This window comes from Caulobacter sp. FV1ye6ST, assembly GCF_058681225.1.
Genome location: NZ_CM178733.1, coordinates 2,599,753 through 2,620,877, shown reverse-complemented (window position 1 = coordinate 2,620,877; position 21,125 = coordinate 2,599,753). Strand labels below are relative to the sequence as shown.

Below are 21,125 nucleotides of genomic sequence, written 5' to 3'. Positions count from 1 at the left end.
CCATGAAGTTCGACCGCGCCTTCCGTCGCAAAGCCGCCAACGCCGTGTTCGTCGCGCTCTGCGCGCTCGCCACGGTGCTGGCGCTGGCCGCGCTTGGCCTGATCATGTGGTCGCTGCTCAAGCAGGGCTTGGGCGGGATCAATCTCAACGTCTTCACCCGTGACACCCCCGCGCCCGGCTCGCTGGGCGGCCTGCGCAACGCCATCGTCGGCTCGATCATGATGTGCGCCGTGGCCATGATCATCGCGCTCGTCGTCGGAATCCTGGCGGGCACCTGGCTGGCCGAATATGGCGGGGCGACGCCTTACGGCCACGCGGTGCGCTTCCTGAACGACGTCCTCTTGTCCGCGCCATCCATCCTGGTGGGCCTGTTTGTGTATGAGTTGGTGGTGCGGCCGTTCCACGGCTTCTCGGGACTGGCGGGCGGCGTGGCGCTCGCTCTGATCGCCGCGCCCGTGGTTACCCGCACCACCGAGGATATACTGCGGCTTCAGCCCAACGCCTTGCGCGAGGCCGGGGTGGCCCTGGGCGCGGCGCGTTGGGTGACCATCCGCAAGATTATCTGGCGCGGAGCGGGGGGAGGGCTGCTGACCGGCGGTCTCCTGGCTTTCGCCCGGATCAGCGGCGAGACGGCGCCGCTGCTGTTCACCGCGCTCAACAACCAGTTCTTCGCCCTCGACATGACCAAGCCCACGGCCAGCTTGCCGGCGGTGATCTTCCAGTACGCGCTCAGCGCCTACGATGATTGGCGCGCCCTGGCCTGGGCCGGGGCCCTGCTCATCGCCCTCACCGTGCTCTCGATCAACATCATCGGCCGCGTGATCATCGCGCGGGGGAACACTCGTCCATGACCAAGCCCTTCCAAACCGACACCCTGGCGCACATCCTCGAGCCGGCCGCCGACAGCGTCGCCCTGCGCGCCAAGGGCCTGGACTTCTTCTATGGCAAGACCCAGGCCCTGTTTGGCGTCGACCTGCCCATCGTGCGCAATCAGGTCACCGCTCTGATCGGTCCCTCGGGTTGCGGCAAGTCCACCCTGCTGCGGACTTTCAACCGCATGTACGACCTCTATCCGGGTCAGCGCGCGGCGGGGACCATCGACCACGAGGGCGAGAACCTGCTGGCGGTCAAGGACATCGCCAAGTTGCGCTCGCGCATCGGCATGGTGTTCCAGAAGCCGACGCCCTTTCCGATGTCGATCTACGACAATGTCGCCTTCGGCGTGCGCCTCTACGAGAGGAAGAGCCGCAAGGACATGGACGGGGTGGTCGAAAAGGCCCTGCGCCGGGCCGCCCTGTGGGATGAGGTGAAAGACAAGCTCCAAGCCTCGGGCCTGTCCTTGTCGGGCGGGCAACAGCAGCGCCTGTGCGTGGCGCGCGGCATCGCCGTCGAGCCGGAGATCCTGCTGCTGGACGAGCCGGCCTCGGCCCTCGATCCGATCTCGACCGCCAAGCTGGAACAGACGATTGGTGAGCTGAAGAGCGACTTCACCATCGTCATCGTGACCCATAACTTGGGACAGGCCGCGCGGATCTCAGACAACACCGGCTTCATGTATCTGGGCCGGATGGTGGAGTTCGCCGCCACATCGGACATCTTCATGAAACCGATGGCCCAGGAGACCCAGGACTATATCGGCGGCCGGTTCGGCTAGACCTACGAGGTCCAGCCGTCGAGCGCCTCAAGCGATTTGTCGGCCGATTTATGTTCGCGCATCGTGAAGGCGTTGCTCAGAACCTGTGGTCGGGGCCATCGGAGAACCCGGGGCGGGTCACATCGATCGACGGGGCGTGGGCATCACAGTGGCCACGCGTCAGGACAATAACGTGATCCAAGCGATGGAGGATCGTTCACGCCGCTTCTGGATCGGTGTGCGGTATCATCCGGAGCTGCTGCTCCACCGCGTGGTTTGAGCACCTCTTAAGCGCCGGTTCCGGGACGGTTGTTCGTACCGCTCAAAGCGCTCAGGAGCGGCCTGTCAGCCCGTTGAGGACATCGGCGGCGCTGATCGGAATATGGCGCAGACGCACGCCAACCGCGCGGAAGATGGCGTTGGCGATGGCCGGGGCCACCACCGTCGTCGCCGGTTCGCCCAGGCCGACCGGAACCTCGACGCTGTCGACGAACTGGATGTCCAGCTCCGGCGTGTCGGAGATCCGAAGCGGCGTATAGGTGTCGAGGTTCAGGTCCTTGACCTCGCCGTTCACGAACTCGGTTCCCTCGTGCAGGGCCATGCTCAGGCCCCACAGCGCCGCGCCTTCGGTCTGGGCGCGGGCGCCGTCGGGGTCGACGATGGTCCCGGCGTCGGTCACCAGGGTGAGCTTGTGGACGGTGACCACCCCGGTGGCGCGATCCACGTGAACCCGGGCGACGCAGGCCACCCAGGTGGGCATGTCGCGTTCCTGGCCAAAGCTGGTAGCCAGGCCCAGGGCGGTGTCCTTGGGCAAGGGCTTGCCCCAGCCAGCGGCTTCGGCGGCGCGCCTGACGACCTCGGCCTGGCGCTTGGCGCCGCCCTTGGTGCTGGCGTCGCCGCCGGCATTGGCGCCGGCGCCCGTCAGCAGCTTCAGCCGCAAGGCCACAGGATCGGTCTTCAGGTGATGAGCGGCCTCATCGATGAAGCTCTCGCTCGCCCAGTTGGTCCAGCCTGGTCCCACCGATCGCAGCCAGCCTGGACGGAAGGTTTCGTTGGCCAGGTCGTTGTTGATGGCTCGCACCTTATGGGCGCCGACCTCGTACCAGTGGTCCGCGCCGGAGATGGCGAAGGGGTCGTAGGCCACCCCGTTCTTGCCCTTGGGCATCAGGGCTGGGGCGTTGGCCAGGGTCGGCCAGCCGGCGGCGGCGTGATGCTCCTGGGCGAGTATGTTTCCGGCCCCATCAAAGGCCATGCGTACGGTCTGCACCGAGGGCGAGCGCACCGAGTCGAAGCGCACATCGTCCTCGCGGGTCAGCACCAGCTTGACCGGCTTGCCCAGCGCCTTGGCCGCCAGGGCCGCGGGCACGGCGTAGTCGCCGTTCAGTCGTCGCCCGAAGCCGCCGCCCAGCATGTAGGTGCGCATGACGATCTTGGTCTCGGGCCGACCCAGGGCCTTGGCCAGGGTCGGCAGGATCAGGCTCTGCCACTGGTTGCCCGTGTGGATCTCCATCACCCCGTCCTTCTCGAAGGCCAGGGCGTTGAGGGGCTCGAGCTGGAAGTGCAGCACGGTGGCGGCGGTGTAGGTCTGCTCCAGCACCGACTTGGCGGCCTTGAAGGCCGGGCCGGTGTCGGCGGTCTTGTTCTCCAGCAGCGCGCCGCCGTCAGGTTTGGCGATCAGGTTGGCGGCGTGGTCCTGAAGATCCTTTTCCGAGACCTTGGCGCCGGGTCCGGCGGCCCACTTCACCTTCACGCGTTCCGAGGCGCGCAGGGCGGCGGGATAGCTCTCGGCGATCACCAGCACCCAGCCGGGCACGGTGTCCGAGGGATCTTCCAGCGTCAGACAGCGCAGGTAGCCCTTGATCTTTTTCGCGGCGCTGTCGTCGACCGACAGCACCTTGGCCCCGTGGCGGGTGGGCGGCAGCTTGGGACGGGCGAAGACCATGCCCGGGACCTTCGCGTCGATGCCATAGATCGCCGTCCCGTTGGTCTTGGCGGCGATGTCCAGGGCCTTGCCGGGCTTGCCGATCAGCTTGCGGTCGGCGGCCGGCTTGATCGGCAGCTTGGCCAATTCGTCGGGCGTGAATTGTCGCGCGACGCCGCCGCGCTTGACGATGTCGCCGTAAGAGATCGACTTGCCGCCGACATGGACCACGCCGCCGCGCGCCGTCCCGCCGGCCGGCGAGACATTCAGCAGCTTGGCCCCGGCCTCGACCAGGGCGATGCGTCCGGCCGCGCCAGCCTGGCTGAAGATCGGGAAGGTCTGCCACACCGACCAACTGCCGCCGGTGACCATCAGGCCCCACTTGGGGTCGGTGTCGACATGGACGATGCGGACCTTGTCCCAGGCAACGTCCAACTCGTCGGCCAGGATGCGGGCCAGGGCGGTGCCGACATGCTGGCCCATCTCGGCGCGGATGATGTTGACCGTGACGATCCCCTCGCCATCGATGGCGAACCAAAGGGTCGGCTCGAACTGGGGGCCGGACTTGGTCGGTGGCGCGCCACCAGGGACAGCCGGATCCATCGCCGCCTCGACCAGGGCCGAGAAGCCGAAGGCCAGGCCCGCGCCGGTGGAGGCGACCAGGAAGTTGCGACGCGACAGCAAGCCGCCGGATTGGCTTTTCGTTCGCAGGCGGCTCACGACTTCGCTCCCATCGCAGCGGCGGCCTGCTTGATGGCGGCTCGGATGCGGACATAGGTCATGCAGCGGCAGAGGTTGCCGCTCATGGTGGCGTCGATGTCTTCATCGGTGGGGGCGGGGAAGTCCTTCAGCAGGGCCGCGGCCTGCATGATCTGGCCCGACTGGCAGTAGCCACATTGCGGAGTCTGCAGGTCCAGCCAGGCCTGTTGGACCGGGTGCTGGCCGGCCGGGTCCAGGCCCTCGATGGTGGTCACCTCGGCCCCGTCGACGGCGCTGATCGGGGTGATGCAGGAGCGCGTCGCCCGACCGCCCACATGGACCGTGCAGGCGCCGCACATGCCGATGCCGCAACCGAACTTGGTGCCGGTCAGGCCGATGTCGTCGCGGATCACCCACAGCAGGGGCGTGTCCTCGTCGGCGTCGATGGAGACGGCCCGGCCGTTGATCGTGAACTGGGTCATGGCTGGTTCACTTTTCCTGCGCGCGGATCGCCGCGACCTTTTTCTCGAGGTTCGGCCAGGCCGGCTTGTCCGTGCGCGTGGCGCGCAGATAGGTCGCCAGCTTGGCGATGTCGGCGTCGCTGAAGCGGTTGAAGCCGGGCATCACCACGCCCGGCGCGCCGTCCTTGGCGCTGACGCCGTAGAGCACCACCTGGATCAGGTTGGTGGGATCATCCAGATTCACGGCGCTGTTGAGGGCCAGGTCCGGACGAAGCGGATTGGGCTGGCCCGCGCCGTTGTAGTGGCAGGATGCGCAGGCCGCCGTGTAGAGCCTCGCCGACGAGTCGTTCTGGGGCCCGACGTTCAGGCGGTTGGCGGCCGCCGCCCGTTGCAGGGCCGGGGCGAGGGCCGAGGCGCGGGTCGCCGCGCCGTCGCGATCGGCGAAATAGACCGCCAGGGCTTGGATATCCGCGTCGGGCAGCTTGATGAGCCCGTCGTGGACGACCGGCGCCATCGGGCCAGCGGCCACACCGTGATAGCGGCTGACGCCCGTGCGCAAATAGGCGACGAGCTCGGCCTGGTCCCAGGGGGCGGGCGAGGGATTGGCGGCGGTCAGCGGCGGGGCGATCCAGTTGTCGATCGCCGCGCCGGTGAAGGCCTTGTCGTGCTTCTCGGCGCCCAGGACATTGCGTGGCGTATGACAGGCGCCGCAGTGGCTGACGCCCTCGGCCAGATAGGCGCCGCGGTTCCATTCCGCGCTCTTGGCCGTGTCGGGCTCGAAGCGGCCTGGCTTGAAGAACAACAGCTTCCAGCCGGCTTGCAAGGCGCGAATGTTCAGCGGGAACGGGACGCTGTTGTGCTTGGCCGGGGCCGCCACCGCAGGCCGGGTCATCATGTAGGCGTAGAGCGCCGCGACATCGCCGTCCGACAGCTTGGTGAAGTGGTCATAGGGGAAGGCCGGAAACAGGTGGGCGCCGTCGCGCGCCACGCCCTCGTGCATCGCCCGGCGGAAGGCCGCCTCCGACCACGCGCCGATCCCGGTCTTCTTGTCGGGGGTGATGTTGGTCGAGTAGATCGTGCCGAAGCTCGTCTTCATCGGGTAGCCGCCCGCGAACGGCTGGCCGCCCTTGGCCGTGTGGCAGGTCGAGCAATAGCCCGCCCCCGCGAGCACCTCGCCCCGCGCGATCAGGTCTGGAGCGAAGCTTGACGGCGCGGGCGGCGCGATCTCGCCGATGGCGGGTCGCCAGGCGAAGACGCCGAAACCGACCAGTCCCACGACCGCCAGGGCCAGCAGTCCGACAAGGATACGTTTCAGCACGAGAGACCCTCCTGGCGGTCCCGCGCGGACGTGTAACGCCCATCCGCAGCGAGGCCAGATGCGCGGAGCTTGGGAGCTATTTCGTGGCTGAGCAAGGTGTTCGGCTCAGCTGCGAGTCGATCTCAGCGCCATGCGGGCGACATCAAATCCAGCTCACTAGACGACCGTGCCCACCAGACGGCCGATACCGGCGGTCACGGCCATGGCCAGTGCGCCCCAGAAGGTGACGCGCACCGCCGCGCGCCAAGGCGATGCTCCGCCGGCCTTGGCGCCAGCGACGCCCAGAAGCGCCAGGCAAACCAGCGCCACCAGAACCACAATGGGAACGATCGCGGACGCAGGGGTCAGAACAGCGACGATCAGGGGCGCGGCGGCGCCGACCGTGAAGCTGCCGGCCGAGGCGAGGGCCGCCTGCGCCGGCCGCGCCGTCGTCGCCAGCGAGATGCCCAACTCGTCACGGGCGTGGGCGTCCAGCGCGTTCTCGGCCATCAATTGGGTGGCGACGATTTGGGCGGTCTCGGGTTCGAGACCCCGCTGCACATAGATCTGGGCCAGCTCGTCGTGCTCGGCCTCGCTGTCACTTTTCAGCTCTTCCGTCTCCCGTGCGATATCGGCCTTCTCGGTGTCGGCTTGGGAGCTGACCGACACATATTCTCCAGCCGCCATCGACATCGCTCCGGCCACCAGCGCCGCCACGCCAGCGACCAGGATCTCGCTGGACTTGGCGGAGGCGGCGGCCACCCCGACGATCAGACTGGCCGTGGAGACCAGGCCGTCATTGGCGCCCAGCACGGCGGCGCGCAGCCAGCCGATGCGAGAAACCAGATGGGCTTCTGGGTGGCGATGGGAGCGAGCCATGACGGCGTATTTCCGGGATGCGCGACCGCGTCGCCTATTTGGCGACGCGGACACTGGGAAGGGGCGCTCGCGAGGTCAGGCCTGAGCGCCCTCGCGCCGTGGTAGGCGCCAACCTGGCCGGATGAAGTGGCAGGTGTAGCCATTGGGAATCCGCTCCAAGTAGTCCTGATGCTCGGGTTCGGCTTCCCAGAAGTCTCCGGCGGGCTCGACTTCGGTCACGGCCTTGCCGGGCCACAGGCCCGAGGCGTCGACGTCGGCGATGGTCTCCAGAGCCACGCGTCGCTGGTCTTCGGACGTGTAAAAGATGGCCGAGCGATAGCTGCGGCCAAGGTCGTTGCCCTGTCGGTTCAGCGTGGTCGGATCGTGAATCTGAAAGAAAAACTCCAGAAGCTGGCGGTAGCTGATCAGGGCCGGATCGAACTGGATCTCGATCGCTTCGGCGTGGTCGCCATGATTGCGATAGGTGGCGTTGGGCGTGTCGCCGCCCGAATAGCCGACTCGGGTCGCGATGACGCCCGTATAGCGGCGCAGCAGATCCTGTACGCCCCAGAAGCATCCGCCGGCCAGGATGGCGGTTTCGACCTTGGCGTTCATGACGGCGAGTCCCTTTCAGAGCTGAGTGCGTCGCGCGTTTCACGCGACGCCTAGCAAGTGGGTATGGATGCGGAGATGTCCAGGATTGCGTGCCTCGGACCTTCAGCACGCCGCTGTGGGTTTCGGCCGCGAGAGATAGACGCTGCCCATGATCAGCGGCGCCGCCGCGAGAAAGCCCAGGTTCGCCGCCCAGGCCACGGGATCGGCGAAGCGACCGCCATTCAGGCCGATATGAACCAGGGCGCCCCCGGCGAACAGCGTGGCCGACAAAAGTCGCAGGCGGGTGGAGATCACCGCTGGTGTCCAGGCGATCGCCGTGGCGCTCGCGGCCAGGGTGACCAGACCCCACACGGTGACGGGGGGCGCCGCGCGAGCAGCAGGCGGTCAGCGGAGGGCGCGGCTACGCCGGCTTCCGCGCGTACAGTCCACCGGGGGCCGGGTCTCAGCCCCGCGCGGGGAGCCCGATCCGGTTGGATTCGGCCCGAGCCAGCACCAGACTCGTGGCGCACAACAGCGTCAGGCCCGCAGCGACGAAGCAGGCGGGGCAATGGCCGGCCATCGACCAGGCGTCCTGCTGGCTGCTGCACAGTGGACCGGCCATGAGGCGTGGAAGGGCCTGAGCGATGGCGATCGCCCAAGCGACCAGGGCGGTCGCGCCCGCGAACGGGGCGATGAAGCGAAACTTGGCCGACATGAAGCTCTCCGGAAGCATGGAGACACAGTCCTCCCGGATCGCGTTCCCGGCTTTGATGCGCATCAAAGCCGCGCTTGGCGGCGCATGACACCACGGTGCGACGTTCGCCGCAGGGAGTCTGCATGTCCGCCCCGTCCCACACCAGCGTCAGGTCCCCCGCGGGATCCGGCGCCTTACTCATCGTTTCGGCCGTAGGCGCCTTTCTGGCGATCCTCGGAGCGGGGCTGAGCCAGGATCCGATCTTCCGGATGCAGGCCGAGACCATCGCCCTGGCTGGCGTCATCGCCGCCTTCGTTCTGAACGCCGGCCTCTCGGGCGGCACGCTGGTCCATCATCCCGACCGCTACAGCGACAACGTCATCAAGGCCGGGGTCATCGCCACGATGTTCTGGGCCGCCGCCGGCCTGCTGGTTGGGGTTGTCATCGCCGCCCAGCTGTCGTGGCCGACCATCTTCTACTTCCCCGAAGCCGGCTGGCTGAACTTTGGCCGACTGCGGCCACTGCACACCTCGGCCGTGATCTTCGCCTTCGGGGGCAACGCCCTGATCGCCACGTCCTTCTGGGTCGTGCAGCGCACCTGCAAGGCGAAGCTGGCCGGCGGCATCGCGCCGTGGTTCGTGTTCTGGGGCTATCAGCTGTTCATCGTGCTGGCCGCGACCGGGTATCTGATGGGCGCGACCCAGGGCAAGGAATACGCCGAGCCCGAGTGGTACACCGACCTGTGGCTGACCATCGTCTGGGTCGCTTATCTGCTGGTCTTCCTGGGCACGATCTGGAAGCGCAAGGAGCCCCACATCTATGTGGCCAACTGGTTCTACCTGGCCTTCATCGTCACCATCGCCCTGCTGCATCTGGTCAACAACGCCGCCATCCCGGTCGGCCTGCTGAACCACAAGTCCTACGGCGTCTTCTCGGGCGTGCAGGATGCGCTGGTGCAGTGGTGGTACGGCCACAACGCGGTCGGCTTCTTCCTGACCGCTGGCTTCCTGGCCATGATGTACTACTTCGTGCCCAAGCGCGTTGAGCGGCCGGTATACAGCTACCGCCTGTCGATCGTGCACTTCTGGGCCCTGATCTTCATCTACATCTGGGCTGGCCCGCACCACCTGCACTACACGGCCCTGCCGCAGTGGGCCCAGACCCTGGGCATGACCTTCTCGATCATGCTGTGGATGCCCTCCTGGGGCGGCATGATCAACGGCCTGATGACCCTGTCGGGCGCCTGGGACAAGCTGCGCACCGATCCCGTGGTCCGGATGATGGTCGTCTCGATCGCCTTCTATGGCATGAGCACCTTCGAAGGCCCGGTGATGTCGATCCGCGCGGTCAACGCGCTCAGCCACTACACAGACTGGACCATCGGCCACGTGCACTCCGGCGCGCTGGGCTGGGTCGGCTTCATCAGCTTCGGCGCGGTCTACTGCCTGGTGCCGTGGCTGTGGAAGAAGAAGGACATGTACTCGACCAAGCTGATCGAGTGGCACTTCTGGATCGCGACCACCGGTATCCTTCTCTACATCGCCGCGATGTGGGTGTCGGGCATCATGGAAGGCCTGATGTGGCGCGCCTACACGCCGCAAGGCTTCCTGGCCTACAGCTTCATCGAGACCGTCTCGGCCAAGCACATCGAGAACGTCATCCGCGCGGTCGGGGGGCTGATGTATCTGTCCGGCGCCCTGATCATGATCGTCAACATCTGGAAGACGATCGCTTCGCCCTCCGCCGAGCCGGCCGATGAAACGGCCGCTCCCGCCATCGCGATCGCCTGAGGCCGCCCATGTCTGTCTGGAAGCATCACGCCAAGTTCGAGCGGCATTCGCTGCTGCTCATCGTCGGCATCCTCGTGGTCGTCTCGATCGGCGGCCTGGTCGAGATCGCCCCCTTGTTCTGGCTGCAGGGCACCATCGAGAAGGTGCAGGGCGTCCGTCCCTATACCCCGCTGGAACTGACCGGCCGCGACATCTATGTCCGTGAGGGCTGCTATCTCTGCCACTCGCAGATGATCCGCCCACTGCGCGACGAGGTCGAACGCTACGGCCACTACAGCCTGGCCGCCGAGAGCATGTACGACCACCCGTTCCAGTGGGGGTCCAAGCGCACCGGGCCAGACCTGGCCCGTGTCGGCGGCAAGTATTCCGACGCCTGGCACCGCGACCACCTGATCGACCCGCGCTCGGTGGTGCCGGAGTCTGTGATGCCGCCCTACAAGTTCCTGGCCGAGAAGGAACTGGACTACCACGACATCGTCGACCGGATGAAGGTGCTGCGCACCGAGGGGGTGCCCTACACGGCCGACGAGCTGACCAACGCCAAGAAGGATCTCGAGGCCCAGGCCGATCCCTATTCGACCGACGCGGTGGCCCTTCGCGGCCGCTACGGGGCCAAGGTCGTCAACCGCGACTTCGACGGCGATCCCGACAAGATCACCGAGATGGACGCTCTGGTGTCCTATCTGCAGATGCTCGGGACCCAGGTCGACTTCAAGTCCTACAAGGCCCAGGCCCCGGAGAACCAGCGATGAGCCAGCTCTCCTACGAAACCGTGGCGCGCTTCGCGCAGCAAGGCGGGCTGATCTACTTCGGCCTGATCTTCCTGGCGGGTGTCGCCTACGCCTTGCGGCCTTCCAAGAAGACTGAATTCCAACACGCCGCGCGCATGCCGCTGGATGACGAGGAGCTCTCCTGATGGCTTCCGAACGCAAGACCGACGACGTCACCGGCGTCGAGACCACCGGCCACGAGTGGGACGGCATTCGCGAACTGGACAACCCGCTGCCGCGCTGGTGGCTGTGGACCTGGTATGCCTGCATCGCCTTCGCGGTCGGCTACTGGGTGCTGATGCCCGCCTGGCCGGGCCTGCATGGTTACACCAAGGGCCTGTTGCACCAGTCCGACCGCGCATCGGTGGGGCAGGAACTGAAGGCGCTCGACGTGCAGCGCGGGGCGGGGGCGGCTCAGCTGCGGGCCGCCAGCCTTGAGCAGATCGAGAAGGACCCGAAGCTGCAGGCCTACGCCCAGCAGGTCGGCCAGTCGGTGTTCGGCGACAACTGCGCCACCTGCCACGGCATCGGCGGTACGGGTGGCAAGGGCTATCCCAACCTGCGCGACGACGTGTGGCTGTGGGGCGGCAAGCTGGAGGACATCCAGTACACCATCACCCACGGCGTGCGGACCGGAGCCCCCGGCGCGCGCATGTCCCAGATGCCCGCCTTCGGTCGCGACGAACTGCTCAAGCCCGAGCAGATCGACGACCTGACCGAATATGTCGTCCATCTGTCGAACCGTCCCGCCGACGCCGGGGCCATCGCCCGCGCCAAGCCGATCTTCGAGACCCAGTGCGTGGCCTGTCACGGCCTGGAGGGCAGGGGAGACCAGGCCGTCGGCGCCCCCAACCTGACCGACGGTGAGTGGCTCTACGGCTCCGACCGCGCCGCGATCCGCGGCCAGATCTTCGCCGGCAACGGCGGGGTGATGCCCACCTGGGGCGGCCGCCTCAGCCCGGAGACCATCAAGGCCATCGCCGTCTACGTCCACGCAAACGCAGGCGGGCAATAACGGGCCATGCCCACGCTGATCGACAACACCAAGCCCAAGCCCGAGGCGAACTCCGAACATGGACGGGCGGCGGTCTCGGCCGCCGCCCGCGCCAAGGGCAAGGGCGCGCCGACCGGCAGTGGGCTCTACAAGCCGCGCGAGCCGATCTATCCCAAGCTGGTCCACGGAACCTGGCGCCGGGTGAAGTGGGCGCTGCTAATCGCCACCCTGACGATCTACTACTTGACCCCGTGGATCCGCTGGCGGCGGCCCGAGGGCTTTCCCCAGCAGGCGGCGCTCGTCGATTTCGCCGACGGGCGCTTCTACTTCTTCGACATCCAGCTCTGGCCCCAGGACGTCCACATCATCACGGGGCTGATGATCGCCGGAGCCCTGGCCCTGTTCCTGGTCACGGCGCTGTTTGGCCGGCTGTGGTGCGGCTACACCTGCCCGCAGACCGTCTGGACAGACCTATTCATCGTTGTCGAGCGCCTGTTCGAGGGCGACCGCAACGCGCGCATGCGCCTGGACGCCGCGCCGCTGTCCTTCGACAAGCTCTGGCGCAAGGCGGGCAAGCACCTAACGTGGCTGGGCATCGCCTTCGGCACCGGTGGGGCGTGGATCTTCTATTTCCATGACGCCCCGACCCTGATCCGCACCTTCTGGATCGGCCAGGCTCCGGCCACGGCCTATGTGTCCTGCGCCTTGCTGACGGTGACCACCTATGTCTTCGCCGGCTGGATGCGCGAGCAGGTCTGCACCTACATGTGCCCGTGGCCGCGCATCCAGGGCGCTATGCTGGACCAGCATTCCCTGCAGGTGACCTATCTGCGCGATCGCGGCGAGCCGCGCGGCGCGCACAAGAAGGGCCAGGACTGGGCGGGGCGCGGCGACTGCATCGATTGCCACCAGTGCGTCGTGGTCTGTCCGATGGGCATCGACATCCGCGACGGCAGCCAGCTGGAGTGCATCAACTGCGGTCTCTGCGTCGACGCCTGCGACGAGATCATGAGCAAGATGGGGCGGCCGACAGGCCTTATAGCCTACGACACCGACGCGGCCGTCGCCGCCCGCGCCTGCGGGCGCAAGGCGACCTACAAGCCCGTGCGTTCGCGGACCATCTACTACGCCCTGGCCCTGACGGCGGTCGGCGGCCTGACGCTGGCGGCATTGATCAGCCGGCCCAAGGCCGACCTCCACGTCATCCGCGACCGCAATCCGATCTTCGTGCGGATGCACGATGGCGCGGTGCGGGACGGCTACACGTTGAAGATCACCAATCGGACCTTCTTCGACCGCCGGTTCGAGATCGCCTTCGACGGCGTGACCGGCGCGCGCCTTAGTCAACCAGGCGAAGCCGGCGCCGTCAGCATCACCGTGCCGGCGGACCAGGTCGCCTCGGTCCGGGTCTTCGTCACCGCGCCGCCCGACGCGGTTCTCGCGCCCAGCACGCCCGCGCGCTTCATCGCCCGCGCCGGCGACGTCCAGGCCGACGCCAAGACCGTCTTCCTCTCAGGAGCCGCGAACCCGCAATGACCGCCGCCTCGTCCCCCAAGGTCGCCCAGACCGACACGGGCAAGCCCATCACCGGCTGGCACGTGCTGATCGCCGTCGTGGCGTTCTTCGCCGTGGTGATCGGCGTCGACACGCTGTTCATGATCAAGGCCTACGGCACCTTCTCCGGCGAGGTCGCCTCCAACCCCTATGAGGCGGGCCTGGCGTTCAACAAGACCCTGGCCCAGCGCCAGCGCGAGGCGGCCCTGGGCTGGACGGCTTCGGTGGACAAGGCCGAAGGGGGCACGGTCGTCGTGCGGCTCGTCGACAAGACCGGCGCGCCGCTGGATCGGTTGTCCCTGACCGGCGTCCTGGAACGCCCCGCCACCGAGACGGGACGCCAGACCTTGGACTTCAGGTCGCTGGGCGGTGGTCGATACCAGGCCCGCGCCCGCCTCGACGGCGCCTGGGACCTGCGGGCCACGGCGCGCGACGGCCGCGACGTCTTCGAGCTGGAAACGCGTCTGCTGGAGCCGGTCAAATGAGCGCGAGCCTGACCCTGGAGCGCGACCTGGAGGCTTTTGTTCGCCGCGACGAGGCGGGGCGGGGGCGGCTTGAACTGCTGGTGAGCGGCGCCCGCTGCGCCGCCTGTATCCGCAAGATCGAGACGGCCGTCGCCGGCCTTCCGGGCGTCGCCGCCGTCCGGCTGAACCTGACCACCGGCAAGCTGGCCGTCGAGCTGACCGGCCAGGATGCGCATCCCGAACGCGTGGTCGAGACGGTCGAGGGACTGGGCTACCGCGCCTGCCTGTTCGATCCGGCCGAGGCCGTGGCGGCGACCGATCGCGAGGGGCGCGAACTGGCCGTGGCCCTGGGCGTCGCCGGCTTCGGGGCCGGCAACGTCATGATGTTCACGGTCCCGGCCTGGGCCGGCCTGTTCGGCCAGGAGCTGACGCCGGCCACCCTGACCCTGATGTACTGGATGGCCGCGATCGTCGCGACGCCCTGCGCGCTGTTCGCGGGTCGGCCGTTCTTCCGCTCGGCCTGGGCGTCACTGAAGCGCGGCAAGGCCAATATGGACGTGCCGATCTCGATCGGCGTGATCCTGACCCTGATCGTCAGCTTCTCCGAGACGATGCTGCGAGGCCGGCACGCCTATTTCGACGCCGCCGTCACCCTGCTGTTCCTGCTGCTGATCGGCCGCTACCTGGATCACCGCCTGCGCGCCAACGCCCGCTCGGCGGCGCGCGACCTGCTGGCCCTGCAAGCCCCGGTGGCCGTGCGGCTGTCCGGCGAGACCGAGCACGGCGTGCCCGTCGCCGAGATCGTCGTCGGCGACCGGCTGGTCGTGGCCCCCGGCGATCGCGTGCCCGTCGACGGGGTGGTCGAGACCGGCCGCTCCGAGATTGACAACGCCCTGATCACCGGCGAGACGGCCCTGACCCCCGTCGCGATCGGCGCACGCCTGCACGCGGGCGCCCTGAACCTGTCCGGCCGCCTGGTCATGACCGCCACGGCGCGCAGCGAGGACTCCACCCTGGCGGCCATCGCCCGCCTGATGGAGGCCGGCGCCCAGACCCGCTCGGCCTATGTCCGCATGGCCGACAAGGCCGCCGCGCTCTACGTGCCGGTGGTCCACACCGTCGCGGCCGCGACCTTCATCGGCGGTTGGGCGCTGGGCCTGGGGCCGCGTGAAGCGCTGCTGCGGGCGGCGGCGGTGCTGATCGTCACCTGTCCCTGCGCCCTGGGCCTGGCCGCGCCCGCCGTCCAGATCGCCGCCAGCAGCCGGCTATTCCGCAAGGGCGTGCTGGTCAAATCGGGCGCGGCCCTGGAGCGTCTGGCCGAGGTCGACCACGTCGTCTTCGATAAGACCGGCGTGCTGACCGCGGGCCGCCCACGCCTGGTCGATGCGCCGGCCCATCTGGTCGCCCTGGCCGCGCCGCTGGCCCGCGCCTCGCGCCACCCGCTGGCCAAGGCCTTGGTCGCGCAGGCGGGCGTTGGCCCCGTCGCGGCCGACTGCGTCGAGACGGCCGGGCAGGGCGTCGAGGGCCTGATCGACGGTCGCCGCGCGCGCCTGGGCCGCGCCGCCTTCGTCGGCGTCAAGGATGGCGACGCGCGCGAGACGGAGCTGTGGTTCGGCTTCGAAGGCGACGTGAAGATCCGCTTCGTGTTCGAAGACCGGCCCCGCCTCGACGCCGCCGGGACCGTCGAACGGCTGCGCCGCATGGGGCTGTCGATCGAGGTGCTGTCGGGCGATCTCGCCGGCCCGGTGCGCGACATCGCCCAAGCCGTCGGCATCGACCAATGGCGCGCGGAGCTGACGCCTTTCGACAAGGCCGCCATTGTCGACGGCCTCAAGGCCCAGGGGCGCAAGGTGCTGATGGTCGGCGATGGCCTCAACGACGCCGCCGCCCTGGCCAAGGCCCACGCTTCGATAGCCCCCGGGGCAGCGGTGGACGCAGCCCAGAACGCCGCGGATCTTGTCTTTACCGGCGAAGCGCTTGGCGTGGTGGTCGAGGCGATCGACACCGCGCGCTCTGCCCGCCGTCGCGCGTTGGAGAATTTCGGCTTTTCTGGGCTCTACAATGTCGTGGCCATGCCAGCGGCGATGGCCGGTCTGGTCAATCCGTTCATCGCCGCCCTGGCCATGTCGGGGTCCTCGATGGTGGTGCTCTTGAACGCCGCCAGGCCTCGCCTGCGATGGCCGCGTCAAGGAAGAGTCCGATGAACATCATCCTGTTCCTGGCCCCGGCCTCGATAGGCCTCGGCGCGTTGGGCCTGTTGGCCTTCTTCTGGACGATGCGCTCGGGCCAGTACGAGGACCCCAAGGGCGACGCGGCGCGCATCCTCTACGATCATCTGGACGACAAGCCGCCTGCGGAAGATTGACGCCGATCAAGGTTCGCGATCGCCGAACGCGGAATGGTGCGAGTCATGCCGTTCGACAGCACCGATCTGAACCGCTTCCGCGAGCTGCCTCTCTTGGCGGCCGCCTCCGCCGACAGCTTCGCCCGGCTGACGCGCGAAGCCCTGTTGCAACGCGTGTCGCGCCGGACCGTCCTGACGGTCGAGGGCGAGGTCAGTCCCCACCTCGCCATCCTGATGGAGGGCGCGGTCGCTCTGGAGAGCGGGCGGGACGGGCAGGGCGCGACCCTGGCGCTGCTGGAGCCATCGTCCACCGTGATGCTGGCCTCGGTCGTGCTGGACGCGCCGGCCCTGGTGACGGCCTGGGCCGCGCCGCGCAGCAAGGTGCTGCTGATCCCCGGCGAGGCGCTGCGTCAGGCCGCGCGCACCGATCCCGCCCTGGCCTTCGCCGTCTCCGAGGAGCTGTCCGGCTGCTACAGCGGCGTGGTCCGCGCCCTCAAGAGCCAGAGGCTGCGGGGTACGCTGGAGCGCCTGGCCAACTATCTGCTGACCCAGCGGCGGCGCCAGGGGGGCGCGACCCGCCTGACCTTGCCGAGCCGCAAAAGGGTGCTGGCCTCGCTGCTGGGCATGACGCCGGAGAACCTGTCGCGCGGCTTCGCCAGTCTCGCGCCGCTGGGGGTCGAGGTCGACGGCCCGACCGTCACCCTGCGACAGCCTGAAGCCCTCGCGCTGCTGGCCAGTCCCGATGCATCGATCGACAATCACGCCGCCTTCGACGCCGCCCGCCCGGGACAGGCCGATCGCGAGCGCCGCCGCTTCGTCGCCATAGATTTCCCGGTCCTCGAGGACACCCGCCCATGACCGCCACGACCCTGCCCGTAGCCCAGCGCCTGCACGCCGAGCGCAACCTGCCGCGCTACACCAGCTATCCGACGGCCCTGGCCTTCGACAGCGCCCACGCCACCGAGGCCGAGGGCTGGTACGGGGCGACCCGGCCGGACGACACGCTGTCGGCCTATGTCCACGTGCCGTTCTGCCGCCGCCTGTGCTGGTACTGCGGCTGTCATACCTCGATCGCCCCGACCTACGACCGAGTGGGAAACTATCTCGATGTGCTCCGGCGCGAGATCGAGCTGGTCGCCGCGCGCCTGGGCGAGCACGACGGCCTGGCGCACCTGCATTTCGGCGGCGGCAGCCCCAATGCCTTGAGGCCCGCCGACTTCGTCGACCTGACAGCCAGGCTGGCGCGCGCCTTCCGCCTGAGGCCTGGCGCGGAGATCGCCGCCGAGCTCGATCCCGGCATGTTGTCGAAGGGCTTCATCGAGGCGGTCGGCGAGGCCGGCGTGACCCGGGTCAGCCTCGGGGTCCAGACCTTCGATCCGACCGTCCAGGCTCTGGTCAATCGCGTCCAGCCCTACGACCAGGTGGCGCGGGCGGTCGAGGGCCTGCGCGGCGCGGGCGTCGCCGGCCTGAACTTCGACCTGATGTACGGCCTGCCGGGCCAGACGCCCGACAACGTCTATGCCTCCGCTCGCGAGGCCGTCGCCCTGCGGCCCGACCGCATCGCCGTGTTCGGTTACGCCCACGTGCCGTGGATGAAAAAGCACCAGACGATGATCCGAGAGACCGACCTCGCCGATCTCGACGGACGCTGGTTGCAGGCCGAGGCGGCCGATGCGGCCCTGGTCGAGGCCGGCTATGCGCGGATCGGCCTCGATCACTACGCCTTGCCGGACGACGCCCTAAGCCTCGCGGCGGCGAAGGGCCGGATGCGGCGCAACTTTCAGGGCTATACGGACGACGCGGCGGCCGTGCTTATCCCCTTGGGGCCGTCGTCGATCGGCCAGTTCCACGAGGGCTTCGTCCAGAACCACGTGCCGACCGATCAGTGGGCGGCCCGGATCGCTGAGGGCAAGCTGCCGTTGAACCGCGCTCTGGCCGTCGGCGATGAGGATCGCCTGCGCGCCCTCGTGATCGAGCGGTTGATGTGCGACCTGTCCGTCGACGTCGAAGCGATCTGCCGTAGTCAGGGAATGCCCAGCGACCTGCTGGCCGAGAGCTTTGAGGCGATCGACGCCCTGGCGCTGGCCGGCCTTTGCCAGCGCGACGGCGTGGTGATTTCGATCCCGGAGACGGCTCGACGTTTGATGCGCGTGGTCGCGGCGGCCTTCGACGCCCGCCTGCCCAAGGCGGCGGAGCGGCACGCCAAGGCGGTCTGAGCTGTGATTATGTAACGCGTTCTCAAGTGCGCGCCTCGGCGTTATGAGAGCGGTCATGCGGCGCAAGACGACATGGTGGCGGAACCTGGGAGGCCTTTTGGCCGCCTTTGTGCTGTCCTTGGTCGTCGCCGCGCCGATGACCAGCGCCGCGGCTTGCCTCTGCGCCAACGACGCGGTCGCTGTGACTGCCGGCCAGGCGGCGCAGGCCGACCACGGTCAGGACAGCGCGCCGTGCAAGGCCGCTTGCTGCCTTGGTGGTCACTGTCACCACGTCGGTCCCGCGCTTGATGCGCCCCTTTCGAGCATCGCCGCGCCAACCTTCACGGACGCGCGTCTCGCCGTCGCGCCGGGCCACATCTTGCCGTCGTTGACGGTTTCCGCCCTCGATAGACCGCCTCGCGGCTGACGACCCGCGCGCTTTCGCGCGCCGTCGTCATGTCATCGCGAGGAATCTTCATGTCATCGAACCGCTGGCCGCTGCGTGCGGCCTTGGCGTCCGCCGCCTGTGGCGCGCTCTGCGGGGCCGCTTCGGCCCAGACCGCGCCGCCTCTGGGAACCCTGCTGCGCGAGGTCGCCGCGCCGCGATTGATGGTCGGCGAGGCCGAGACCCGCGCCGCCGAAGGCCGCGCTCTGCAAGCCCGCGCCCGCCCCAATCCGACGCTGGACCTGCAGGTCGAAAACCTTGGAGGCGACGGGCCCTACCGCGACTTCCAGGGCGCCGAGACGACCTTGTCGATCGGGCAGGTCCTGGAACTGGGCGGCAAGCGCGGCGCGCGGGTCGCCGCGGCCCAGGCCGAACTCGACACCGCGAGATCGCGCGCTGACCTGGGCTGCGTCGCCTACGCCCGCGACCTGGTGGTGGCCTACGCGACGGCCGAAGCGACCAGTGAGCGGCTGCTTGTAGCCAAGGAGGGGAGCGACCTCGCGGAGGCCGACGCCCGCGCGGCGCGGCTGCTGGTCGACAACGGTAAGGAGGCGGAACTGCGCGCGCTGCAGGCCCGCGCGGCTGTCTCGGCGGCCCAGGCCGAGGTCTCGCGCGTCGAGGCGGAGTTCGGCGCGGCCTTGGCGCGGCTGGCGGCCCTGATCGGCGGAGAGCGCGCCTTCACCGACGTGACGCTTGGCGTGCTGGATGGGACCTGGAGCGTATCGTCATCGAACCCTGCGTCCGCCGTCGCCCTCGCCGAGGCCGAGCAGCGGGCCGCGGCGCGAAAGCTCGATCTGGAGCGCCGTCGCGCCACGCCCGACGTCACGGTCAGCTTCGGTGTCCGCCGCCTGGCCGGCGAGGACGCCACCGCCGCCGTGGCGGGGTTCTCGCTGCCGCTGCCGCTGTTCGACCGCAACCGTGGCGCGGTGAAGTCCGCGCAGGCCGAAGCCGACGCCGCGCGCGCCAGGCTGTTGATGGCGCGGGCCGATGCGGTCGCCGACCGCCGTAGCGCGACAGGCGAGGCGAAGGCGGCCGAACAGGCCGTCGAGGCCGCCCGCGAAGGCGAGGCGGCCGCCCGCGAGGCCTACCGCCTGGCCCGGCTCGGCTACGAGGCCGGCAAGCTGCCGCTGCTGGAACTTCTCTCCGCGCGCCGCGACCTCGTCGCCGCGCGCCAACGCAACGTCGAGGCGCGGCTGATGCGCGCCAAGGCCCGGGCGGACCTCGCCCTGGCCAACGGACAGATCGCTTTCGGGGACACCCAATGACCGACCGTAGATGGATCCTCGCCGGCGCTGGCGCCGCGCTGCTCGCCGCCACCGGCCTTGGCTTCGGTCTAGGCCGCCAAACCGACAAGGCTCCGGCTGAAGCGCCGGCCCACGAAGAGAAGGAGGCCGTCCCACACGAAGAGGGTTTCGTGGCGCTCTCCGCCGCCGACGCCGCCAAGGCCGGCGTGCTGACCACGACGGTCGGGCGTGGCGGTGGCTCAGAGCTGGTTCTGCCTGGCCGGGTCGCCCTGGCCGTCAACGCCTCGGCCGCCCTTGGCGCGCCGGTGTCAGGGACGGTCGAGCGTGTCCATGTCGCCGCCGGCGATCGCGTCCCCGCCGGGTCCGCCATCGCCACATTGCGCAGCGCTGAGGGGGCCGGCGCCCGGGCGAGCGTCGATGTCGCCGCCGCCGGGGCTGGCGCGGCCGAGGCCGCCGCCGCGCGCGATCGTCGCCTGTTCGAGGCCGGCGTCGTGGCTCGCCAGGACTGGGAAGTCAGCCAGGCCGCCGCCGCCAAGGCCCAGGCCGAATTGCGCGCCGCCCGCGCCCAGGTCGCCGCCCAGGGCGCGCCCAGCGCCAGCGGGCTGGCGACATTGCGCGCGCCGATCGCCGGCGTCGTAACCCGCATCGACGCGCGTGTCGGCGGCTTTCTGACTCAAGGCGGCCTCGTCGCCGAGATCGCCGACCAGAGCCAGGTCGAATACGTCCTCGACGCGCCCCCGGCCTCCGTCGACGCCATCCATGTCGGCGACACGGTCATGGTGCAACGACCCGACGGCGGGGAGGCTAGCGCCCGTATCGTCGCCGTCGCGCCCAGCGCGCTGGGCGCGGGCGCGGCGGTCGTGCGCGCCAAGCCGACGACGCCCGCGCCGCAGATCGGCGCGATCGTCTCGGCCCGGGTGATCCTGGCGAAGGGCGAGGGCGGCCTGACGGTCCCGGCCGAGGCCGTCCAGACACTGGAGGGGCGCACGATGGTGTTCGTCGCCGAGCCCAAGGGTTTCCGCGCCACGCCGGTCGTCACCGGCCGCACCGCCGCCGGCTCGGTCGAGATCCTGAAAGGCCTGACCGGCGGCGAGACCCTCGCCGGCAAGGGCGCCTTCCGCCTGAAAGCCGAGCTGGGCAAGGGCGAGGCGGGGCACGAGGACTGATC

Annotated in this window: 22 protein-coding genes; 15 read left to right on the top strand and 7 right to left on the bottom strand. The window is 69.1% G+C overall.

The features are described 5' to 3' along the window. The first annotated feature begins 2 nt into the window (after positions 1-2). Together pstA and pstB are read left to right on the top strand one after the other, a co-directional pair. Positions 3-851 (top strand): phosphate ABC transporter permease PstA, encoded by an 849-nt coding sequence (gene pstA, locus ACW175_RS12805; protein ID WP_492104826.1) that lies wholly within the window; start codon positions 3-5, stop codon positions 849-851. After that, positions 848-1,654 (top strand): phosphate ABC transporter ATP-binding protein PstB, encoded by an 807-nt coding sequence (pstB, locus tag ACW175_RS12800; protein ID WP_492104825.1) that lies wholly within the window; start codon positions 848-850, stop codon positions 1,652-1,654. The genes pstA and pstB overlap by 4 nt, the downstream gene beginning before the upstream one ends. 310 nt (positions 1,655-1,964) lie before the next feature. Here the strand turns inward: pstB and ACW175_RS12795 are convergent, their stop codons facing one another. From ACW175_RS12795 to ACW175_RS12765, 7 genes are all read right to left on the bottom strand, one after another. Then, positions 1,965-4,274: a xanthine dehydrogenase family protein molybdopterin-binding subunit gene (locus ACW175_RS12795; protein ID WP_492104824.1), complete on the bottom strand. Its 2,310-nt coding sequence runs from the start codon at positions 4,272-4,274 to the stop codon at positions 1,965-1,967. After that, entirely contained in the window at positions 4,271-4,735 is a 465-nt protein-coding gene (locus ACW175_RS12790) for a (2Fe-2S)-binding protein (protein WP_492104823.1), read from the bottom strand. Before ACW175_RS12790 ends, ACW175_RS12795 begins: the two co-directional genes overlap by 4 nt. Positions 4,736-4,742: 7 nt before the next feature. Continuing rightward, complete coding sequence (locus ACW175_RS12785; protein WP_492104822.1) at positions 4,743-6,032, bottom strand: c-type cytochrome; 1,290 nt, start codon at positions 6,030-6,032, stop codon at positions 4,743-4,745. 156 nt (positions 6,033-6,188) lie between these two features. Then, the gene (locus ACW175_RS12780) at positions 6,189-6,890 is read right to left on the bottom strand and encodes a VIT1/CCC1 transporter family protein (RefSeq protein WP_492104821.1); all 702 of its coding nucleotides are present in this window, start codon (positions 6,888-6,890) and stop codon (positions 6,189-6,191) included. Positions 6,891-6,965: 75 nt separating this feature from the next. Further along, positions 6,966-7,484, bottom strand: a complete 519-nt coding sequence (msrA, locus tag ACW175_RS12775) for a peptide-methionine (S)-S-oxide reductase MsrA (RefSeq protein ID WP_492104820.1) — start codon at positions 7,482-7,484, stop codon at positions 6,966-6,968. Between the two features lie 102 nt (positions 7,485-7,586). Beyond that, positions 7,587-7,835 (bottom strand): hypothetical protein, encoded by a 249-nt coding sequence (locus tag ACW175_RS12770; RefSeq protein WP_492104819.1) that lies wholly within the window; start codon positions 7,833-7,835, stop codon positions 7,587-7,589. A 91-nt stretch (positions 7,836-7,926) separates the two neighbouring features. Then, entirely contained in the window at positions 7,927-8,178 is a 252-nt protein-coding gene (locus ACW175_RS12765) for a hypothetical protein (RefSeq protein WP_492104818.1), read from the bottom strand. Positions 8,179-8,300: 122 nt separating this feature from the next. Here ACW175_RS12765 and ccoN point away from each other — a divergent pair, with 122 nt between their 5' ends. From ccoN to ACW175_RS12700, 13 genes are read left to right on the top strand one after another with little or no spacing between them, the layout of a single operon-like run. Further along, positions 8,301-9,947 (top strand): cytochrome-c oxidase, cbb3-type subunit I, encoded by a 1,647-nt coding sequence (gene ccoN / locus ACW175_RS12760; RefSeq protein WP_492104817.1) that lies wholly within the window; start codon positions 8,301-8,303, stop codon positions 9,945-9,947. Positions 9,948-9,955: 8 nt separating this feature from the next. Then, positions 9,956-10,699 (top strand): cytochrome-c oxidase, cbb3-type subunit II, encoded by a 744-nt coding sequence (gene ccoO / locus ACW175_RS12755; RefSeq protein ID WP_099578184.1) that lies wholly within the window; start codon positions 9,956-9,958, stop codon positions 10,697-10,699. Then, on the top strand, positions 10,696-10,863 hold the full coding sequence (locus ACW175_RS12750) for a cbb3-type cytochrome c oxidase subunit 3 (RefSeq protein WP_492104816.1): 168 nt from the start codon (positions 10,696-10,698) through the stop codon (positions 10,861-10,863). The genes ccoO and ACW175_RS12750 overlap by 4 nt, the downstream gene beginning before the upstream one ends. Beyond that, positions 10,863-11,732, top strand: coding sequence for a cytochrome-c oxidase, cbb3-type subunit III (gene ccoP, locus ACW175_RS12745; RefSeq protein ID WP_492104815.1), 870 nt, complete (start codon positions 10,863-10,865; stop codon positions 11,730-11,732). Before ACW175_RS12750 ends, ccoP begins: the two co-directional genes overlap by 1 nt. Positions 11,733-11,738: 6 nt before the next feature. After that, entirely contained in the window at positions 11,739-13,247 is a 1,509-nt protein-coding gene (gene ccoG / locus ACW175_RS12740) for a cytochrome c oxidase accessory protein CcoG (protein ID WP_492104814.1), read from the top strand. Beyond that, positions 13,244-13,750, top strand: a complete 507-nt coding sequence (locus ACW175_RS12735) for a FixH family protein (protein ID WP_492104813.1) — start codon at positions 13,244-13,246, stop codon at positions 13,748-13,750. Before ccoG ends, ACW175_RS12735 begins: the two co-directional genes overlap by 4 nt. Beyond that, the gene (locus ACW175_RS12730; RefSeq protein ID WP_492104812.1) at positions 13,747-15,933 is read left to right on the top strand and encodes a heavy metal translocating P-type ATPase; all 2,187 of its coding nucleotides are present in this window, start codon (positions 13,747-13,749) and stop codon (positions 15,931-15,933) included. Before ACW175_RS12735 ends, ACW175_RS12730 begins: the two co-directional genes overlap by 4 nt. Then, a complete protein-coding gene (gene ccoS, locus ACW175_RS12725) occupies positions 15,930-16,094 on the top strand; it encodes a cbb3-type cytochrome oxidase assembly protein CcoS (protein WP_099578172.1) in 165 nt (54 codons plus the stop codon). Before ACW175_RS12730 ends, ccoS begins: the two co-directional genes overlap by 4 nt. 45 nt (positions 16,095-16,139) lie before the next feature. Next, positions 16,140-16,931 (top strand): transcriptional activator FtrB, encoded by a 792-nt coding sequence (ftrB, locus tag ACW175_RS12720; protein ID WP_492104811.1) that lies wholly within the window; start codon positions 16,140-16,142, stop codon positions 16,929-16,931. After that, the gene (gene hemN / locus ACW175_RS12715; protein ID WP_492104810.1) at positions 16,928-18,289 is read left to right on the top strand and encodes an oxygen-independent coproporphyrinogen III oxidase; all 1,362 of its coding nucleotides are present in this window, start codon (positions 16,928-16,930) and stop codon (positions 18,287-18,289) included. Before ftrB ends, hemN begins: the two co-directional genes overlap by 4 nt. A 55-nt stretch (positions 18,290-18,344) precedes the next feature. Beyond that, positions 18,345-18,695: a hypothetical protein gene (locus ACW175_RS12710; RefSeq protein WP_492104809.1), complete on the top strand. Its 351-nt coding sequence runs from the start codon at positions 18,345-18,347 to the stop codon at positions 18,693-18,695. A 50-nt stretch (positions 18,696-18,745) separates the two neighbouring features. Continuing rightward, complete coding sequence (locus tag ACW175_RS12705; protein ID WP_492104808.1) at positions 18,746-19,978, top strand: TolC family protein; 1,233 nt, start codon at positions 18,746-18,748, stop codon at positions 19,976-19,978. Then, positions 19,975-21,123, top strand: coding sequence for an efflux RND transporter periplasmic adaptor subunit (locus ACW175_RS12700; protein WP_492104807.1), 1,149 nt, complete (start codon positions 19,975-19,977; stop codon positions 21,121-21,123). The genes ACW175_RS12705 and ACW175_RS12700 overlap by 4 nt, the downstream gene beginning before the upstream one ends. The last annotated feature ends 2 nt before the right edge of the window (positions 21,124-21,125 follow it).

Bases quoted from the DNA above. Each gene is read 5' to 3' on its own strand.
- pstA (WP_492104826.1), top strand. From the start codon at position 3: ATGAAGTTCGACCGCGCCTTCCGTCGCAAAGCCGCCAACGCCGTGTTC.
- pstB (WP_492104825.1), top strand. From the start codon at position 848: ATGACCAAGCCCTTCCAAACCGACACCCTGGCGCACATCCTCGAGCCG.
- ACW175_RS12790 (WP_492104823.1), bottom strand. From the start codon at position 4,735: ATGACCCAGTTCACGATCAACGGCCGGGCCGTCTCCATCGACGCCGAC.
- ACW175_RS12780 (WP_492104821.1), bottom strand. From the start codon at position 6,890: ATGGCTCGCTCCCATCGCCACCCAGAAGCCCATCTGGTTTCTCGCATC.
- msrA (WP_492104820.1), bottom strand. From the start codon at position 7,484: ATGAACGCCAAGGTCGAAACCGCCATCCTGGCCGGCGGATGCTTCTGG.
- ACW175_RS12765 (WP_492104818.1), bottom strand. From the start codon at position 8,178: ATGTCGGCCAAGTTTCGCTTCATCGCCCCGTTCGCGGGCGCGACCGCC.
- ccoN (WP_492104817.1), top strand. From the start codon at position 8,301: ATGTCCGCCCCGTCCCACACCAGCGTCAGGTCCCCCGCGGGATCCGGC.
- ccoO (WP_099578184.1), top strand. From the start codon at position 9,956: ATGTCTGTCTGGAAGCATCACGCCAAGTTCGAGCGGCATTCGCTGCTG.
- ACW175_RS12750 (WP_492104816.1), top strand. From the start codon at position 10,696: ATGAGCCAGCTCTCCTACGAAACCGTGGCGCGCTTCGCGCAGCAAGGC.
- ccoP (WP_492104815.1), top strand. From the start codon at position 10,863: ATGGCTTCCGAACGCAAGACCGACGACGTCACCGGCGTCGAGACCACC.
- ccoG (WP_492104814.1), top strand. From the start codon at position 11,739: ATGCCCACGCTGATCGACAACACCAAGCCCAAGCCCGAGGCGAACTCC.
- ACW175_RS12735 (WP_492104813.1), top strand. From the start codon at position 13,244: ATGACCGCCGCCTCGTCCCCCAAGGTCGCCCAGACCGACACGGGCAAG.
- ACW175_RS12730 (WP_492104812.1), top strand. From the start codon at position 13,747: ATGAGCGCGAGCCTGACCCTGGAGCGCGACCTGGAGGCTTTTGTTCGC.
- ccoS (WP_099578172.1), top strand. From the start codon at position 15,930: ATGAACATCATCCTGTTCCTGGCCCCGGCCTCGATAGGCCTCGGCGCG.
- ftrB (WP_492104811.1), top strand. From the start codon at position 16,140: ATGCCGTTCGACAGCACCGATCTGAACCGCTTCCGCGAGCTGCCTCTC.
- hemN (WP_492104810.1), top strand. From the start codon at position 16,928: ATGACCGCCACGACCCTGCCCGTAGCCCAGCGCCTGCACGCCGAGCGC.
- ACW175_RS12710 (WP_492104809.1), top strand. From the start codon at position 18,345: ATGCGGCGCAAGACGACATGGTGGCGGAACCTGGGAGGCCTTTTGGCC.
- ACW175_RS12705 (WP_492104808.1), top strand. From the start codon at position 18,746: ATGTCATCGAACCGCTGGCCGCTGCGTGCGGCCTTGGCGTCCGCCGCC.
- ACW175_RS12700 (WP_492104807.1), top strand. From the start codon at position 19,975: ATGACCGACCGTAGATGGATCCTCGCCGGCGCTGGCGCCGCGCTGCTC.